The organism is uncultured Eudoraea sp., from assembly GCF_947258925.1.
GTDB lineage: Bacteria > Bacteroidota > Bacteroidia > Flavobacteriales > Flavobacteriaceae > Eudoraea.
In genome coordinates, this window is the sequence record NZ_CAMYKG010000005.1 from 16,596 (window position 1) to 33,306 (window position 16,711).

At 39.2% G+C, this 16,711-nt stretch carries 18 protein-coding genes and 1 pseudogene; 5 read left to right on the top strand and 14 right to left on the bottom strand.

The window, feature by feature from the left end; all coding sequences use genetic code 11:
- Nucleotides 1-57: 57 nt before the first annotated feature.
- The 13 genes and pseudogenes from rpmC to rpsL form a co-directional block, all read right to left on the bottom strand.
- A complete protein-coding gene (gene rpmC, locus Q0X77_RS02625; protein ID WP_297792888.1) occupies nt 58-249 on the bottom strand; it encodes a 50S ribosomal protein L29 in 192 nt (63 codons plus the stop codon).
- A gap of 16 nt (nt 250-265) precedes the next feature.
- The gene (gene rplP / locus Q0X77_RS02630; RefSeq protein ID WP_297792599.1) at nt 266-688 is read right to left on the bottom strand and encodes a 50S ribosomal protein L16; all 423 of its coding nucleotides are present in this window, start codon (nt 686-688) and stop codon (nt 266-268) included.
- Nucleotides 689-712: 24 nt separating this feature from the next.
- Complete coding sequence (gene rpsC / locus Q0X77_RS02635; protein ID WP_297792601.1) at nt 713-1,426, bottom strand: 30S ribosomal protein S3; 714 nt, start codon at nt 1,424-1,426, stop codon at nt 713-715.
- A gap of 10 nt (nt 1,427-1,436) precedes the next feature.
- A complete protein-coding gene (rplV, locus tag Q0X77_RS02640; RefSeq protein ID WP_297792603.1) occupies nt 1,437-1,844 on the bottom strand; it encodes a 50S ribosomal protein L22 in 408 nt (135 codons plus the stop codon).
- Nucleotides 1,845-1,851: 7 nt separating this feature from the next.
- Entirely contained in the window at nt 1,852-2,130 is a 279-nt protein-coding gene (rpsS, locus tag Q0X77_RS02645; protein WP_297792605.1) for a 30S ribosomal protein S19, read from the bottom strand.
- 14 nt (nt 2,131-2,144) lie between these two features.
- Nucleotides 2,145-2,945, bottom strand: coding sequence for a 50S ribosomal protein L2 (rplB, locus tag Q0X77_RS02650; RefSeq protein ID WP_297792891.1), 801 nt, complete (start codon nt 2,943-2,945; stop codon nt 2,145-2,147).
- 33 nt (nt 2,946-2,978) lie between these two features.
- Nucleotides 2,979-3,179, bottom strand: a pseudogene (locus Q0X77_RS02655) (50S ribosomal protein L23); the annotation flags it as partial.
- 7 nt (nt 3,180-3,186) lie between these two features.
- Nucleotides 3,187-3,816, bottom strand: a complete 630-nt coding sequence (rplD, locus tag Q0X77_RS02660; protein ID WP_297792607.1) for a 50S ribosomal protein L4 — start codon at nt 3,814-3,816, stop codon at nt 3,187-3,189.
- Nucleotides 3,816-4,433 carry a 50S ribosomal protein L3 gene (gene rplC, locus Q0X77_RS02665; protein ID WP_297792609.1) on the bottom strand — a complete coding sequence of 206 codons (618 nt, stop codon included), beginning with the start codon at nt 4,431-4,433 and terminating at the stop codon, nt 3,816-3,818. The genes rplD and rplC overlap by 1 nt, the downstream gene beginning before the upstream one ends.
- Before the next feature lie 158 nt (nt 4,434-4,591).
- On the bottom strand, nt 4,592-4,897 hold the full coding sequence (rpsJ, locus tag Q0X77_RS02670) for a 30S ribosomal protein S10 (protein WP_007094989.1): 306 nt from the start codon (nt 4,895-4,897) through the stop codon (nt 4,592-4,594).
- An 11-nt stretch (nt 4,898-4,908) separates the two neighbouring features.
- Entirely contained in the window at nt 4,909-7,035 is a 2,127-nt protein-coding gene (gene fusA / locus Q0X77_RS02675) for an elongation factor G (RefSeq protein ID WP_297792628.1), read from the bottom strand.
- Between the two features lie 6 nt (nt 7,036-7,041).
- On the bottom strand, nt 7,042-7,518 hold the full coding sequence (gene rpsG / locus Q0X77_RS02680; RefSeq protein WP_297792630.1) for a 30S ribosomal protein S7: 477 nt from the start codon (nt 7,516-7,518) through the stop codon (nt 7,042-7,044).
- A 22-nt stretch (nt 7,519-7,540) separates the two neighbouring features.
- A complete protein-coding gene (gene rpsL, locus Q0X77_RS02685; RefSeq protein ID WP_297792632.1) occupies nt 7,541-7,900 on the bottom strand; it encodes a 30S ribosomal protein S12 in 360 nt (119 codons plus the stop codon).
- Nucleotides 7,901-8,420: 520 nt separating this feature from the next.
- Here rpsL and Q0X77_RS02690 point away from each other — a divergent pair.
- The 5 genes from Q0X77_RS02690 (at nt 8,421) to rlmB (ending at nt 15,918) form a co-directional block, all read left to right on the top strand.
- Nucleotides 8,421-11,660 (top strand): SusC/RagA family TonB-linked outer membrane protein, encoded by a 3,240-nt coding sequence (locus Q0X77_RS02690; protein ID WP_297792634.1) that lies wholly within the window; start codon nt 8,421-8,423, stop codon nt 11,658-11,660.
- 13 nt (nt 11,661-11,673) lie between these two features.
- Nucleotides 11,674-13,338, top strand: coding sequence for a SusD/RagB family nutrient-binding outer membrane lipoprotein (locus tag Q0X77_RS02695; RefSeq protein WP_297792636.1), 1,665 nt, complete (start codon nt 11,674-11,676; stop codon nt 13,336-13,338).
- Between the two features lie 19 nt (nt 13,339-13,357).
- On the top strand, nt 13,358-14,272 hold the full coding sequence (locus tag Q0X77_RS02700) for a hypothetical protein (RefSeq protein ID WP_297792638.1): 915 nt from the start codon (nt 13,358-13,360) through the stop codon (nt 14,270-14,272).
- 114 nt (nt 14,273-14,386) lie between these two features.
- The gene (locus tag Q0X77_RS02705) at nt 14,387-15,112 is read left to right on the top strand and encodes a hypothetical protein (RefSeq protein WP_297792640.1); all 726 of its coding nucleotides are present in this window, start codon (nt 14,387-14,389) and stop codon (nt 15,110-15,112) included.
- A 68-nt stretch (nt 15,113-15,180) separates the two neighbouring features.
- Nucleotides 15,181-15,918 carry a 23S rRNA (guanosine(2251)-2'-O)-methyltransferase RlmB gene (rlmB, locus tag Q0X77_RS02710; protein ID WP_297792642.1) on the top strand — a complete coding sequence of 246 codons (738 nt, stop codon included), beginning with the start codon at nt 15,181-15,183 and terminating at the stop codon, nt 15,916-15,918.
- 1 nt (nt 15,919) lies between these two features.
- Here rlmB and Q0X77_RS02715 read toward each other — a convergent pair whose 3' ends face one another.
- Nucleotides 15,920-16,666: a rhomboid family intramembrane serine protease gene (locus tag Q0X77_RS02715; protein WP_297792644.1), complete on the bottom strand. Its 747-nt coding sequence runs from the start codon at nt 16,664-16,666 to the stop codon at nt 15,920-15,922.
- Nucleotides 16,667-16,711: the final 45 nt, after the last annotated feature.

Here is a 16,711-nt window from a genome sequence, read left to right on the forward strand (position 1 = left end):
GTTACAACGCCTATTCTTTCCTTTCTTAAATTTCTTTTTTCCATAAAGCAGAACCAATTATTGGTTATCCCTTTTTGTTAATTCAGTAGCCAATTGTGCTACCGTTCTTCTTGCCTTCCTTATTTGAAGGGGGTTTTCCAGTGGAGTGACGGAGTGGGCGATTTTAAGATCTGCATGCTGCTTCTTAAAATGCGACATCTTCTCCTTCAATTCTTCTACCGATAATTCATTTATTTCTGATTGTTTCATCATGCTAATTATAAAATTATGCCGCTTCGTAATCCCTGGCTACAATAAATTTTGTCTTCACTGGTAACTTTTGCGCAGCAAGCCTTAAAGCTTCCTTAGCAATGTCCATAGGCACTCCGGAAACCTCGAACATAATCCTTCCCGGTTTAACCACAGCAACAAAGTATTCCGGAGCTCCTTTTCCTTTACCCATACGTACCTCTAAAGGCTTTTTAGTAATGGGTTTATCCGGGAAAATTTTAATCCACAATTGTCCTTGCCTTTTCATATACCTTGTCGCAGCAATACGTGCCGCCTCAATCTGACGCGAAGTAATAAAACAGGAATCCAAAGATTTAATCCCGAACATTCCATTGGAAAGTTGATGCCCTCTTCCGGAATTGCCCTTCATACGTCCTTTCTGCGCTTTACGAAACTTCGTTCTTTTTGGCTGTAACATAATCTTTAACTTCTTCTTTAATTATTACTTTCTGCGACGTTGCTTCTTACCACCATCCTGCTTTCCTTTAGACTGCCCTTTAGACATGCCTACCAACGGAGAAAGTTCTCTTTTACCATAAACTTCACCCTTCATGATCCATACCTTAATCCCTAATCTACCGTAGGTGGTATGAGCTTCATGAATGGCATAATCTATATCCGCCCTAAAAGTGGATAAAGGAATTCTACCATCTTTATAAGATTCTGACCTTGCCATTTCCGCACCATTCAATCTTCCTGCAATCTGAATTTTGATTCCCTCCGCATTCATTCTCATTGCGGCAGCAATAGCCATTTTAATCGCTCTCCTGTAAGAAATTCTATTTTCTATTTGTCTGGCCACACTGGCAGCTACAAGATTTGCATCTACTTCTGGCCTTTTTATTTCGAAAATATTTATCTGAACTTCCTTATCCGTAATTTTCTTGAGCTCCTCTTTTAATTTATCTACTTCCTGACCACCTTTCCCGATAATTATCCCGGGTCTTGCCGTCGTGATAGTAACAGTAATTAACTTTAAGGTTCTTTCTATAATTACTCTGGACACACTAGCCTTTGCCAAACGTGCATGAACATATTTTCTTATCTTATCATCTTCGGCCAGTTTGTCACCATAATCGTTTCCACCATACCAGTTAGATTCCCATCCCCTGATTATACCTAGACGATTGCCGATTGGATTTGTTTTTTGTCCCATACTAAAAGTTCTAGCTTTGTGTATTATTGTTAGATCCCAAAACCAAGGTTACGTGGTTGGAACGTTTTCTTATTCTATGAGCTCTCCCTTGCGGTGCCGGTCTTAATCTTTTCAGCATACGACCACTGTCCACAGTAATTTCCTTAATAAACAATTCAGCTTCTTCAACATCTGCTTCTTCATTTTTAGCCTGCCAGTTAGCTATTGCAGATAACAATAACTTTTCTAACCTGCGGGAGGCTTCTTTAGGACTGAATCTTAGAATAGCAAGTGCCTTTTCAACTTCCGCTCCCCTTACCAAATCTGCTACCAAACGCATTTTTCTTGGTGAAGTAGGGCAGTTATTTAACTTTGCAAAAGCTATTTTTTGCTTTTCTGCTTTTAGTCTTTCGGCCATTTGTTTTTTTCGAACTCCCATAGCTTACTTACTTTTTACCTTTATTTTTTGCCCCTGCGTGACCTCGGAAAGATCTTGTTGGGGAAAATTCGCCTAATTTATGTCCTACCATATTCTCAGTAACATAAACAGGTACAAATTGTCTTCCGTTATGAACCGCTATTGTCTGACCTACAAAGTCGGGAGTAATTGTTGATGCTCTTGACCAGGTCTTAATAACTGTCTTTTTACCGGACTCTAAATTCAGCTGGACTTTTTTATCCAGGCTATAATGAACGTAAGGTCCTTTTTTTAGTGAACGTGCCATTTCTTTCTACTTTTTTATTTCTTTCTACGTTCTAATATATACCTATTTGTATCCTTGGTTTTGGATCTGGTCCTGTATCCTTTAGCAGGAATTCCATTCTTAGATCTTGGATGTCCTCCGGACGCCCTGCCTTCACCACCACCCATTGGGTGATCCACAGGATTCATCGCCACCGGTCTTGTTCTTGGTCTTCTGCCAAGCCATCTGCTTCTACCGGCTTTTCCGGAAACAATTAACTGGTGATCAGAATTAGACACCGCACCAATAGTTCCAAAGCAATTAGCAAGGACTAATCTTGTTTCTCCGGAAGGTAATTTTATAGTGGCATACTTTCCTTCTCTTGCCATTAGCTGAGCAAAAGTTCCAGCACTTCTCGCCATTGTAGCTCCCTGACCAGGACGTAATTCAATACAAGAAATAATTGTTCCTAAAGGAATTTTACTCAATGGAAGTGCATTCCCGATCTCAGGAGCCGCTTTTTCCCCGGAGGAAATTTTCTGACCAACCTGTAAACCGTTTTGAGCAATTATATATCTCTTTTCACCATCAGTGTATTCCACTAAAGCAATAAAAGCTGTTCTATTAGGATCATACTGGATAGACTTTACTTCAGCAGTTACGTCTTTCTTATCCCGTTTGAAATCAATAATACGATACCTCCTTTTATGCCCTCCACCTCTATGGCGAATGGTCATTTTTCCTTGACTGTTTCTACCTCCAGACCTTTTTAACGGAGCAAGCAAGCTTTTCTCCGGCTTATCAGCAGTAATGGCGTCAAACCCGTTTACTACTTTAAAACGCTGTCCTGGAGTGATCGGTTTTACATTTGACTTCCCATGTTGAACCCCTGTTTTTGTGAAACGGGTTTTGCGTGAAGGTCCATAATTCATTGTCCGAACTTTCTTTACTGAAACACCATAAGCTGCTTCAACGGCATCTTTGATCTGTAGTTTATTGGCCTTAGGATCAACAACAAAACCATAGCGATTATATAACTCGCTATCCGCTGTCATTTTTTCCGTTATAATTGGCTTTATCAACACACTCATGTCTTACCTATTTAATTAAGTTCGATTCAATTCCTTCTATGGAACCTTCTAAAAGAACAATTTGATTTGCATTAAGAATTTTGTAAGTGCTTAATTCTGAATTAGTTACAACTTCATAACCTTTCAAATTACGCGACGACAAATATACGTTATTATTTGAATCGCCCAACACAAACAAAGACTTTTTGTTTTCCAATCCTAAGGATTTCAAAACCTGAACGAATTCTTTGGTCTTTGGAGAGTCAAAATTAAAGTCTTCGACAACCATAATAGCCTTATCCTGATTCTTAAGACTCAAGGCTGATTTTCTCGCTAACCTCTTTAAATTCTTATTCAATTTTTGGGTATAATCCTTAGGCCTTGGCCCAAAAATCCTTCCTCCACCACGAAAAATCGGGGATTTAATACTTCCTGCCCGAGCAGTCCCTGTTCCCTTTTGTTTTTTAATCTTCCTGGTACTTCCAACAATCTCCGCTCTTTCCTTGGCTTTGTGCGTACCCTGTCTTTGATGAGCCATGTACTGCTTAACATCCAAATAAATAGCATGGTTGTTCGGTTCTATTTTATAAACTGCATCTGAAAGGTCCACCTTCCGGCCAGTTTCTTTTCCTTTTACATCTAAAACTGCTACCTTCATTATTTCTCTATCGTTACGTACGCATTTTTATGACCGGGCACACAACCTTTTAAAACCAAAAGATTCTTTTCCGGAACAATTTTTAAAACTCTGAGGTTTTGAACGGTAACCCTACTGCCACCCATTCTTCCTGCCATTTTCATTCCCTTAAAAACTCGTGAAGGATATGAAGCGGCCCCGATTGAACCGGGAGCTCTCAACCTGTTATGCTGACCATGAGTGGCCTGCCCGACTCCCGCAAAACCATGTCTCTTAACCACACCCTGAAAACCTTTTCCTTTGGATATGGCCGACACATCAACAAATTCACCTTCAACAAATACGTCAACACCCAGGGTGTCTCCTAATTTGTGTTCTCCTTCATAATCCCGGAATTCGACGACTTTCTTTTTGGAGGAAGAACCTGCTTTTTTAAAATGGCCTGTTTCAGCCTTATTAGCACGTTTTTCTGCCTTGTCATCGAAACCAAGCTGAAGGGCATTGTACCCGTCTACCTCTTCGGTTCTGACTTGGGTAACTACACATGGCCCAGCCTCTATGACAGTACAGGGAATGTTCTTCCCATTATCGTCAAAAATGCTGGTCATGCCTACTTTTTTTCCAATTAACCCAGACATATTATTATTGTTATTTATTAATTATTCTTAAACTTTATTTTTCTTCCAAAAAAAACAGGATCAAAAACAATTCGATCCCGAATATATTTTTGTTGCCGTTTTTCCTTTGCGAAACGCTCCGGACATGTTATCCGTTTCAACCGAAACGAAATATACTATCACACTTTTATCTCAACCTCAACACCACTGGGAAGTTCTAACTTCATAAGGGCATCAATGGTTTTTGATGAAGAACTATAAATATCCAGTAGTCTTTTATAAGAACTTAACTGGAATTGTTCCCTTGATTTTTTGTTCACGTGAGGCGAACGCAAAACCGTAAATATCTTTTTATGCGTTGGTAAAGGAATCGGCCCTGTTACAACAGCACCGGTCGTTTTTACCGTTTTTACGATTTTCTCCGCAGATTTATCTACCAGATTATGATCGTATGATTTTAGTTTTATTCTAATTTTCTGACTCATAATACTAAAATTTAGGCCGTTACACCTGTTGCTGCTTTTACCACTTCCTCAGCTAATCCTGAAGGAGTTTCTGCATAATGTGAAAATTCCATAGTTGAAGTTGCTCTGCCCGAAGACAACGTCCTAAGTGCAGTTACATATCCAAACATCTCTGAAAGAGGCACATCAGCCTTAATTACTTTAGAACCTGCTCTGTCATCCATATTATTTACGTGACCTCTCCTTCTGTTAAGGTCTCCAACAATATCTCCCATATTTTCTTCAGGAGTTAATACTTCCAACTTCATAATAGGTTCCATAAGCACCGCTCTCGCAGCCCTTGCAGCTTCTTTATATCCTATTTTTGCTGCCAGTTCAAAAGATAAGGAATCAGAATCCACAGGATGGAAAGATCCATCTTTAAGTGTAACCTTCATACTATCCATTTCAAATCCGGCTAAAGGCCCATTCTTCATGGCCTCTTTAAATCCTTTCTCCACAGATGGAATATATTCCCTGGGTATATTACCCCCTTTGATCATATTCACAAATTCCAATCCGGCTTCACCATCCTCTCTTGGTTCCATCGTAAAGACAATGTCCGCAAATTTTCCACGACCACCGGTTTGCTTTTTATAAATTTCCCTGTGATCTGCACTTTTGGTTATTGCCTCTTTATACTCAACCTGAGGTTGCCCCTGGTTAACATCTACCTTAAACTCTCTTCTAAGGCGGTCCACAATAATATCAAGATGCAACTCTCCCATTCCGGAAATAATTGTCTGGCCTGATGCTTCATCTGTCTTAACCACGAAAGTGGGATCTTCTTCGGCCAACTTAGCCAGGGACATACCCAATTTATCCACATCGGCTTTTGTCTTAGGCTCAACCGCTATCCCGATTACAGGATCCGGGAAATTCATACTTTCCAGGATAATTGGATGTTTTTCATCCGATAGTGTATCCCCGGTCTTAATATCCTTAAAACCTACAGCTGCACCAATATCACCTGCCGCAATAGATTCTACGGCATTTTGTTTATTGGAATGCATCTGGTAAATTCTTGAAATTCTTTCTTTATTACCTGAGCGGTTATTAAGTACATATGATCCTGCGTTCAGCTTACCAGAATATGCTCTGAAGAATGCCAAACGACCTACAAAGGGATCCGTGGCAATTTTAAATGCCAGAGCCGAAAAAGGCTCATTGATATCCGGCTTTCTTAAAACTTCTTTTTCTGTTCTAGGATCTATTCCGGTTATCCCTTCTTTATCCATTGGCGAAGGCAAATATCTACATACTGCGTCAAGTAGAAATTGTACCCCCTTATTTTTAAATGAAGAACCGCAAATCATTGGGATAATACTCATATCCATAACCGCTGCTCTAAGAGCTGCATGTACTTCGTCTTCAGTAATTGAGTCTTCGTCCTCAAAGAACTTCTCCATTAAAGTTTCATCGTATTCCGCAACTGCTTCAATTAAGGCGGCGCGATATTCATGCACTTCCTCCTTCATTTCTTCCGGGATATCGATGATATCAAAAGAAGAACCCATGTCTTCTTCATGCCAAACAATGGCACGATTCTTAACCAGATCAACAATACCTTTAAAATCTGCCTCTTCACCAATTGGCAATACAATTGGTACGGCATTAGATTTCAACATATCCTTTACCTGCTTACTAACCATCAGGAAGTTAGATCCCTGTCTATCCATTTTATTTACAAAGCCAATTCTTGGCACTTTGTAATTGTCAGCTAACCTCCAATTGGTTTCCGACTGTGGTTCAACACCGTCTACTGCACTAAACAGAAAAACCAAACCGTCTAATACCCTTAGGGAACGATTTACCTCAACAGTAAAATCTACGTGTCCGGGGGTATCAATTATGTTAAAGTGGTATGGTTTTGACTCAGGTATTAATTGTCCATTCTTGGTTGGGAAATCCCAGGTACAGGTTGTCGCAGCCGAGGTAATAGTTATTCCCCTTTCCTGCTCCTGTGCCATCCAGTCCATAGTGGCAGCACCATCATGCACCTCACCTATTTTATGGCTTACACCTGTGTAAAATAAAATACGTTCCGTAGTAGTGGTCTTGCCGGCATCAATATGAGCTGCAATACCTATGTTCCTTGTATATTTTAAATCTCTTGCCATTTTTTCTTAAAATCTAAAGTGGGAAAATGCCTTGTTTGCCTCTGCCATTTTATGTGTATCCACCCTCCTTTTAACCGCTGCACCTTCTTCTTTTGACGCAGCTAATATTTCTCCGGCCAATTTCTGTGCCATGGACTTTTCATTTCGCTTTCTTGCAAAGCTTATAAGCCATTTCATGGCAGTAGAAATTTTTCTATCCGGTCTTATTTGCATAGGTATCTGAAAAGTAGCACCTCCTACCCTTCTGCTTCTAACCTCAACGTGTGGCATTACATTGGAAAGAGCTTCTTTCCATAATTCCAGCGCTGGTTTCTCTTCATCAGTTTTCTTTTCTTCTACAATGTCAATAGCATCGTAGAAAACTTTAAAGGCAACTGATTTTTTACCATCCCACATTAACATATTCACAAAACGCGTTACCAGTTGGTCATTAAACCTCGGATCCGGTAATAGTGGTCTTTTTTTCGCCTGTCTTTTTCTCATCGCTTTTTCTTAATCGTTTAGATTACTTTTTAGGGCGTTTTGCACCGTACTTAGATCTTCTTTGGGTTCTTCCTGCAACACCTGCTGTGTCTAAAGCTCCTCTTACAATGTGATATCTAACTCCCGGCAAATCTTTCACCCTTCCGCCTCTAACCAATACTATCGAGTGCTCCTGGAGATTGTGACCCTCGCCCGGGATGTATGCGTTTACCTCTTTACCATTTGTTAACCTTACCCTTGCAACTTTTCGCATTGCAGAATTTGGCTTTTTAGGCGTAGTGGTATAAACCCGCGTACAAACCCCTCTTCGCTGGGGGCACGAATCCAAAGCAGCCGATTTACTCTTCTTGGTAATTGTGGCCCTTCCTTTTCGTGTTGGCATACTATTTTTTATCTATAAATCCTACCCTCATTTAAGGGCTGGCAAATGTAGTAATTATTCATTATAATTCAAATCCATTCTGATAATTTTCTTTGATTTTTTTATGACCCAAATTCTCTGATGCTTTTTTTGGCAGAAAAAGGAAAACATATACCTTATTATATATACCCTATTATACACATTTCAATTTTGAATATTTATTAATTAAAATTCCACCATAGAATATGCAGAATATGATAGTGACCTGCTATTGCCAAATAGATTTTAGGTGAGAGTTTTAAGAAGGTTCCGATTATTGATTCCCTAATTTTTTTCTTAACAAAACAATGTTTATCCATTTTATTGGGATAATCTTAATTCATATGTTATTTTTTTAACACTTTATTTGTCATTTTTTTAACATTAGCCCGCCAAATTGTTTTTTTTATCTGCCCGTATTCTTAAAGTTTTATTAAAATATGTTTGGATTATTAACATGAAATTAGGATTTTCGCAGTTAGCTAATTCAAATAATTATAAAATGAGAACAAATTTAAATGGAATCTTGACGCTACTTTTGGCGTTTGTTGTGCATTTATCATTTGCGCAAGACAAGACGATTTCAGGTAAGGTCACTGATTTTGAAGGTTTACCTTTACCTGGTGTAAACATCTTGGTTGAAGGTACTACTACAGGTACTCAAACTGATTTCGATGGTTTATACGAGATTAGAGCGCAAGAAGGTCAGGCGTTAATCTTTACCTACATTGGTCAAAAAGATGTGCGCGTCGTCATTGGAGCTGCTCTAAACTATGATGTGCAAATGCAGGAAGATGCGCAAGCCCTTGAAGAGGTTGTAGTAACAGCTCAGGGTATCAAACAGGAAAAAAAGGCATTAGGTTATGCCGTAACAACTGTTGATTCTGAAGAACTGGAATCCAGGGCAGATACCGATATCGGTAAAATCCTTCGTGGTAAAGCCGCGGGTGTGAGGATTACAGGTACTGGTGGTGTTACAGGTAGTGGTACAAACATCGTTATCCGTGGGGCTTCATCTATTACAGGGAATAACCAACCCTTATTTATTGTTGATGGTATCCCTTTTGATGCTGGTTCAAATACAGCGAACCAGGATGCATCTTCCGGTAGCTTCCAATCTGCTAACGTAGCCAGTAGGTTTGCTGATTTGGATCCTAATGATATAGAAAATGTAAACATCTTAAAGGGGCTTAGTGCAACGGCTATTTATGGTAGTGCTGGTCGTAATGGGGTAATCCTTATTACAACGAAATCCGGGGCAACGAGTAACAAGAAATTTGAGGTATCAGTAAATACCTCTATGTTCTTTAATGATGTTGTGCTTCCGGATTACCAGAATAACTGGGGTAATGGTTTCCAAAATGTTTATGGTGCCTTCTTTAGTAACTGGGGTGCAAACTTTGCAAGCCAGCGTACTATCCCGAATGCATTCAGGAATATGTTGTTGAACAATTTCGGGGTAGAACCTTCTGTTCTTTTCCCGGATCGCGCAGATTTGGACTCTCCGGAACAAGTATACAGACCTTATGATTCCCAAAAGGCCTTCTTCCGAACAGGTGCCATCAGCACGATCTCCGTTACGGCAGCAGGAAGTTTTGAAAAAGGTAATTATAGTGTTTCCTATGGTAATACGCAGGATCAGGGATTTATTCCCAATAACCGATTGATCAGAAATAACTTTTCAGTAGGTGGTACATATAGGTTTGATAATAAATTAACCGTCTCCGGTAAATTAAATTATGTTCAAAATGATATCTCATCACCATTTACTGATGCTTCTACAGGTAGTGACGTAACAAGTTCTACTGCCGGTACAGGTGGTGTTAGTTCGATATGGAATATCTTATACCTGCCCAGGAGTGTTGATATCACAGAGCCATCCCAACATCCAATTACAGGGGAAAGCCTTTGGTATAGAGGGGGTAATGACAGAACCAATCCGGTTTGGACACTAAATAATACCAAATCCACGAACAATACGAACAGGGCATTTGGGGCATTTAATGTCAAATATGATATCGCAGACTGGATTAATATAAATTGGAGAACCACTCTAGATAATGCAATTACTTCTTCTGAAAGATCTATTAATAAAGGTTCTAATGATGGTCTGCATCCAAACGGTTATTTACAAACCACAGTTGCGAACAATACCATTTGGGATCATACCTTTTTCGCATCGGTGAATAAGTCCCTTGGCGAAAATTGGGGTATAAATGGTTCTCTAGGTCTAACGGCAAGACGAATTGTTTTTGAACGACAGGGTAATGAAAGCAGGGATCAGATAGTATTTGGTCTTCAAAATCATGCCAACTATGTAAACCATAGTCCAATAATTGAAGGAACCGCATTTCCTGCAAATACAACGGCTTATCAGCGAGAAACTGAAAGTAATAACCCGGCGGTATATGCTACTGCAACGGCAGATTACAAAGGATGGTTATTCTTAACTGCAAATGCAAGGGAAGATTGGTTTTCAGGTTTAGAAAAAGACAATAGAGCTCAATTCTCATGGGGTGCATCTGCTTCATGGATTCCTACTTTGACTTTTGCAGATATACGCTCACAAAATGGGCTTAACTATTTAAAGGTAAGAGCATCTTATGGTACTGCTCCTGGTTTCCCAGGTCTGTATAGAACAAGAAATATCCTGAACTTAAACCCTGCGGCCTTCCAGTCAGCTAATGGAGCTACTGTTACAACAACAAGTGTTGATAACCTTTTAGCAAACTCGAATTTAACACCGGAACTATCTGAAGAAATAGAAGCTGGTATAGAGGCAAGATTTTTTGATAACCGCCTGGGATTTGACTTTACCTATTACACCAGGGAAACGAAAGATCAAATTATTAACAGACCCATCCCACCGGAAAGTGGATTTACCACTACAACGGTAAACGCGGGTAATGTTACCAACAAAGGTGTTGAACTTGCTTTTGACGGGACCCCCGTTCAATCTGAAAACTGGACCTGGAATATAAATGGTAATTATACAATTAATGAGAGTACCGTTTCAGGTTTAGAGGAAGGTGAACAAATCTATGTAGGTGGTATTTTTAATGTTCCTTCCAACCAGGCTATTAATGGGCAACCATTAGGTGTTGTCCTGGGAAGTGCTGTACTTAGAGATGATGCAGGAAATCGTTTGATAAATGAAAATGGTTACTGGATTCAGGATCCTGAGAACAGACTAATAGCGGATCCTAATCCGGACTGGTTCATGACAATAGGCACGAGTTTAAGGTTTAAATCTTTGACCTTGAGCATGCAGTGGGAATACCAGCAAGGTGGTGATATTGTATCTACAACTATTGGTGCTATTACCGGTAGGGGATTATCTCAGGAAACAGACTTTGACAGAACGCAAAGTATTATTTTACCTGGTATCAGACAATCCACCGGACAGCCAAATGACATTCAGACAACGGCTACTGAAGCATATTTCAATAACATAGGCTTTGGAACCGATGAGTTAACTGTCTTTGACGCTTCGCACATTAGACTTAGGGAATTATCATTGGCGTACACTATGCCCACTAAATTCCTGGATAAGACTCCATTTGGCAGTCTAATTGTTACACTGGTAGGTCAAAACCTATGGGTAGATGCTTATAACACTCCTGATAGTATTAATTTTGACCCTGAACTTAACAGTCTGGGTGTTGGAAACTCGAATGGATTGGATTATTTGACTTCCTGGAATTCCAGAAGATACGGTCTAAACCTGAAATTAACATTTTAAAAAATAAATTGTAATGAAGAATTATAGTAACAAATTATTTTCATTCATGCTACTTTTCGGACTTTTATGGTCTTGTGAAGTGGGTGAACTGGACTTAGTGACGAATCCAAATGCGCCCAGTCCGGACAATTTGGATGTAGACTTTACTCTAAACAGCATACAGTTGAATTTTGGTGCATTCTTCTCGGAAGCAACTGAAGCTGGTGGTGAAGCGGTACGATTGGAATACATGTTCGATGAATATGATGTAAACTTTAATAACACCAATGGTAATATTACTTCAATGTGGAGCAACGCATATGCAGAGGTATTACCGGATATTCAAACTTTGATCCCCATTGCGGAATCATCAGATCTTTATATTCATGCAGGGATTGCTAAAGTTATCAGAGCGTATACTTTAATGACCCTGGTAGACTTCTTTGGTGATGTGCCTTACACTGAAGCTTTACTTGGGAATGAAAATTCATTTCCAACAGTAGATAGCGGACAGTTGGTTTACGACGGAGCTTTAGCCGATTTAAATGCAGCTCTTGCCGATTTTGCTAAGGAATCATCTGCTGAACCTGATTTAGATTTGTATTATGACGGTGATATTGATTCCTGGATTAATTTAACCAACACGCTTAAGCTAAAATATTATCTTAATCTTAGGTTAACCAACCAAGCTGCAGCAGCATCTAATATAGCGGCTCTTATAAATGGAGGAGATATTATCACTGGTCCGGAAGACGACTTTAAATTTACTTACGGAACAGCGCAATCTCCATTGAGTAAGCATCCATATTATATAGAGGAATACCAGGCAGCTAGCCCGGGTGAGTATATTACCAACTATATGATGTGGGCCCTGGGTGTGGAAAAAGGATTGGATGATCCAAGACAACGCTTTTATGTGTACAGACAGGTTGATGAATTCCCTTCCGATCCAGCAACACTTAATAATGAAATTGACTGCTGGAACGATCCACGACCATCAACTTATCCACCTATTGATGCTATTTCGCCTGTACCCTTGGCATTCTGTTCTTTATTTGACAGAGGAGATGGTTATTGGGGTAGAAATCACTCCAACGCTGACGGAATTCCACCGGATAACCAAAAAAGAGCAACTTTTGGTCCCTATCCTATAGGAGGCCGGTATGATGACAACGATGCGGAAGCTATTGATGATGGAGACGGACTGGATGGCGCAGGTATCTGGCCAATAATGATGGATTCCTTTGTTTATTTCATGAGGGCTGAAGCAGCACTGTATTTAGGTACCAGTGATGACCCAAGAGCCATGTTGGAACAAGGTGTAAGATCATCTATCGCCACGGTTACCGGATTTTTGAATACAGATAGTTTTACCAATGTACCGGATGATACAGATATTGAAGCCTATGTTACTTTTGTTTTAGGTTTATACGATGCAGCAGGATCAGCAGACGAAAGAATGGCTGTTGTAGGTAAAGAATACTGGATAGCGTTGTTCGGAAACGGTGTAGAAGGGTATAACCTGTTAAAAAGATCTGGAACACCAATTAACTTGTCCCCTACGCTATTGGGTACAAGTCCATTTCCAAGGACTTTCCTTTACCCAAATACATCTGTGGATAGGAACTTTAATATAAGCCAGAAATTATTAACGGATCAGACCTTTTGGGATTCGAATGCTCCAGGCTTCATTTATTAACTAAAAAAAAGATACAGCAATGAAAAGTAACTTTTTAAAATCAATAGTATATATAGTCGCTCTGGGAATGCTCGTATTCTCTTGTTCGACTCAAACCGAGAAATTGCCGGTTGACTTTGAGACCTTAGTGGTTTCCGGTGGCGCATTTGCTTCGCAGATAGCATCTGAAGGTTCAACGGATATTAACAGGGATGATGCGTCAAGTTCATCTTTCTCTAAAACCTATACACTAACAACACCTGCACCTGCACTGGGTTCAGATGTTAACCTGGTAGAATTATTTGTAAGCTTCTCAGGAGCAAACTTAAATGTAGATGAAGTGTTATATTCATCTGCAGGTACTGCAGACTTTGACACTTCCAGTGGAGGTTATCCTGAGGTGTCCTTTAGTGTTGCGGGTGATCAGGTTTTGAGTAGCCTGGGACTTGTTCCAGCTCAATTGGAAGGTGGAGATAGTTTTAACTTCCGCCTTGCATTGACTACTCCTAAGGGAACATTTTCTGACGTTAGTGCTAACTTTGATAACCAATCTGCAGACCATAGATTTTCATCAACAGTAGTTTGCTTGCCTCCTATTATTCCGGCAGGAGACTATGTCGTGGCTATGGTAGATACCTTTGGTGATGGTTGGCAGACAACTACTGCATCAGGAGGAGATCCAATCACGATCACCTTGAGTTCAGGAGACGTTCTTGAAGTTGGTATGTGCACCATTTATGAGGCATCAGCATTTGCTTGTGTTGATGGACCGTCGCAGGCCTCTGATGTTGTAACCATCCCGGCTGGAATTACTTCAGCAGAATGGTTCTTCCCAGGAGATACATACGGAGAAATATCGTTTACTATAACGGGTCCAAATAGTGGAGAGATTATATATGACTCTCCGCAGGGAGCAGCAGCAGGAGTTCTTGCACTGAATTTGTGTAACGAATAAGTTCTGTAATAATAGTATTGAAAAGCCGCTTGTAACCAAGCGGCTTTTCTTTTGGTCTTCTTTTAAATTTTGTATAACTAAATGAAAAGTACTAATTTTAGAAAAAACAGGATTATGAAACATGTAGAAAATGGCATCTCACTTATTGTGCTGATCGGCTTTTTAATAAGCTTCGGGACCACTTCTGCACAAGCGGTTTATAAAGGAAATCACAACTTTGAAAGTACCTCACAGATTTTTGATATTATTGAGGACAAACTCATGGAAGATAAAGAAATTATCTATGATATGCGCGAAGTAATAGGTAGCCCCTACCTAACAGAGGAATTTGTCCGAGGATCATTATTTTTAAATGAAAAGAACTACGGGGACTATTTATTTCGCTACAATATCTTTCGGGATGATGTGGAATTTAAAAAAGATCCCTATGCCCCAATTGAATCTGTAAAGAAAATAGAAGGTATTGTTGTTAAGCTGGAGGATAATACCAAGATAACTGTTCAAACCCTGACCATTGACACCAATACCTATGAACGAAAGTTCCTGGTTGAAGTTGTTGATGGAAATTATCAATTAAATAAATTGGTAAGAGCTAAATTTACCGCTCCTAAAAAAGCTGAAACGCCAATGTCTAGCGATATAAAGGCCAAGTTTACTAAAGTTGAAGAGTTTTATGTAATCAATGAAGATAAGATCGAAAAATTGGGTAACAAAAAGAAGGATCTTAAAAAACAATTTCCTGATGAAAGCGATAAAATGATGGCATTTGTAAACAAGGAAAAAATTAATCTTAAAAAAGAGGATGACCTTATAAAATTATTTCAATACATGAATAATTAATAAGATTTAACTTTTATAATTAAAACCATCCTTGAATTTAAGGATGGTTTTTTATTTACCTTTAAGGCATGCAAAAAACTTCCCGAATTTATGGCATAAGAGCCGTAATTGAAGCTATTAATTCTAAAAATACAATAGATAAGATATTCATTCAAAAGGGCCTGGGTGGAAGTCTTTATAAAGAATTAGAATCCCTTATCCGGGAAAATGGAATTAGTTTCTCCTATGTCCCTGTGGAAAAACTCAACAGACTTACTAAAAACAACCATCAGGGGGTTATTGCAAATATTTCACCCATCGAATTCCACAACTTTGAAAGCTTAGTAGAGGAGGTAATTAAAAGTAAAGAACATCCATTGTTTCTTCTTTTGGATCAATTGTCTGACGTCAGAAATTTTGGGGCGATAATACGAACCGCAGAATGTACCGGTGTTGATGGAATAATCATTCAAAAAAAGGGAGCTGCTCCTGTGACTGAAGACACTATTAAAACCTCTGCAGGTGCCGCTTTTAAGGTGCCAATTGCTAAAATAGACCATCTGAAAGACGCCGTTTTCTACTTACAGGCTTCCGGCATACAAGTGACTGCAGCTACAGAAAAAACAGAAAACAGTATTTACGATTTAGATTTTAAAACCCCTTGTGCAATTATTATGGGCTCAGAAGATTCCGGGATATCCCCTTCAATTCTTAAAGCTGTTGATCACAAAGCAAAGCTTCCCCTTTTAGGTGAAATAGCATCTCTGAATGTATCTGTCGCCTGTGGTGTTTTTTTATATGAAGTAGTAAGACAAAGATCTCTATAACCTAATTTTTAGAGTCTTTTGTTTTATCCTTTATAAAATGATACGTTATTTTGACTTCTGCGTTTTCTGAGGCTTCCGGTTCATCCATGTTTTCAATAAAATTACCCTCTTCATCAAAATGCCTTAAAAACGGATCCTCTTCTTCATTATAATGCTCTGATTCCCATATGTATTTTTTAGGTTCTGGAACCCTGGCCTTTAGAATCAGCGCTAGAAATAAACCAGTTATAAAGCCCGACAAGTGTCCCTCCCAGGAAATAGCCTCCTCAATTGGAAATATAAACCACAATAAACTTCCATAAATGAATACAACCATCATTGAAAGTGCCACCAGCCTGTAGTACTTGGTGAAGATACCTTTGAAAAATATGAAGCTGGCTAAGACATAGATGACCCCACTGGCTCCGATATGATAGGACGGCCTGCCAATGATCCAGGTTAACAAACCCGAAATAAGTACCCCCCAGAATAATACCTTAAAAGCGCTTTTTCTGTAGAAATAAACAAGGGAAGCCGTTAAGACGGCTATCGGTATTGTATTATTGTAGAGATGTTCAATTGACCCATGGATAAAAGGACTGAAAAATACACCTCTCAATCCGCTTAGTCTGCGCGGAAATACCCCATATTGATTAAGATTTACCTGGTACCGTATCTCAATCCAAAAAACAGTCCATATTACTAATATGGAAATCATTGGAACAAGCAATACCTTGTTCGAAAATTTAAAATAGGTCTCCTCCGACATAAGATCAAATTACATTTTATTTCTTCAAATTATTGGCCATACATT

Coding starts and splice junctions, on each gene's coding strand:
- rpsC (WP_297792601.1), bottom strand. CDS start 1,426: ATGGGACAAAAAACAAATCCAATCGGCAATCGTCTAGGTATAATCAGG.
- rplP (WP_297792599.1), bottom strand. CDS start 688: ATGTTACAGCCAAAAAGAACGAAGTTTCGTAAAGCGCAGAAAGGACGT.
- rplC (WP_297792609.1), bottom strand. CDS start 4,433: ATGTCTGGGTTAATTGGAAAAAAAGTAGGCATGACCAGCATTTTTGAC.
- rplD (WP_297792607.1), bottom strand. CDS start 3,816: ATGAAGGTAGCAGTTTTAGATGTAAAAGGAAAAGAAACTGGCCGGAAG.
- rplV (WP_297792603.1), bottom strand. CDS start 1,844: ATGGGAGTTCGAAAAAAACAAATGGCCGAAAGACTAAAAGCAGAAAAG.
- Q0X77_RS02695 (WP_297792636.1), top strand. CDS start 11,674: ATGAAGAATTATAGTAACAAATTATTTTCATTCATGCTACTTTTCGGA.
- Q0X77_RS02690 (WP_297792634.1), top strand. CDS start 8,421: ATGAGAACAAATTTAAATGGAATCTTGACGCTACTTTTGGCGTTTGTT.
- rlmB (WP_297792642.1), top strand. CDS start 15,181: ATGCAAAAAACTTCCCGAATTTATGGCATAAGAGCCGTAATTGAAGCT.
- Q0X77_RS02705 (WP_297792640.1), top strand. CDS start 14,387: ATGAAACATGTAGAAAATGGCATCTCACTTATTGTGCTGATCGGCTTT.
- rpsJ (WP_007094989.1), bottom strand. CDS start 4,897: ATGAGTCAGAAAATTAGAATAAAACTAAAATCATACGATCATAATCTG.
- rpsL (WP_297792632.1), bottom strand. CDS start 7,900: ATGCCAACACGAAAAGGAAGGGCCACAATTACCAAGAAGAGTAAATCG.
- rpsG (WP_297792630.1), bottom strand. CDS start 7,518: ATGAGAAAAAGACAGGCGAAAAAAAGACCACTATTACCGGATCCGAGG.
- rpsS (WP_297792605.1), bottom strand. CDS start 2,130: ATGGCACGTTCACTAAAAAAAGGACCTTACGTTCATTATAGCCTGGAT.
- Q0X77_RS02715 (WP_297792644.1), bottom strand. CDS start 16,666: ATGTCGGAGGAGACCTATTTTAAATTTTCGAACAAGGTATTGCTTGTT.
- Q0X77_RS02700 (WP_297792638.1), top strand. CDS start 13,358: ATGAAAAGTAACTTTTTAAAATCAATAGTATATATAGTCGCTCTGGGA.
- fusA (WP_297792628.1), bottom strand. CDS start 7,035: ATGGCAAGAGATTTAAAATATACAAGGAACATAGGTATTGCAGCTCAT.
- rpmC (WP_297792888.1), bottom strand. CDS start 249: ATGAAACAATCAGAAATAAATGAATTATCGGTAGAAGAATTGAAGGAG.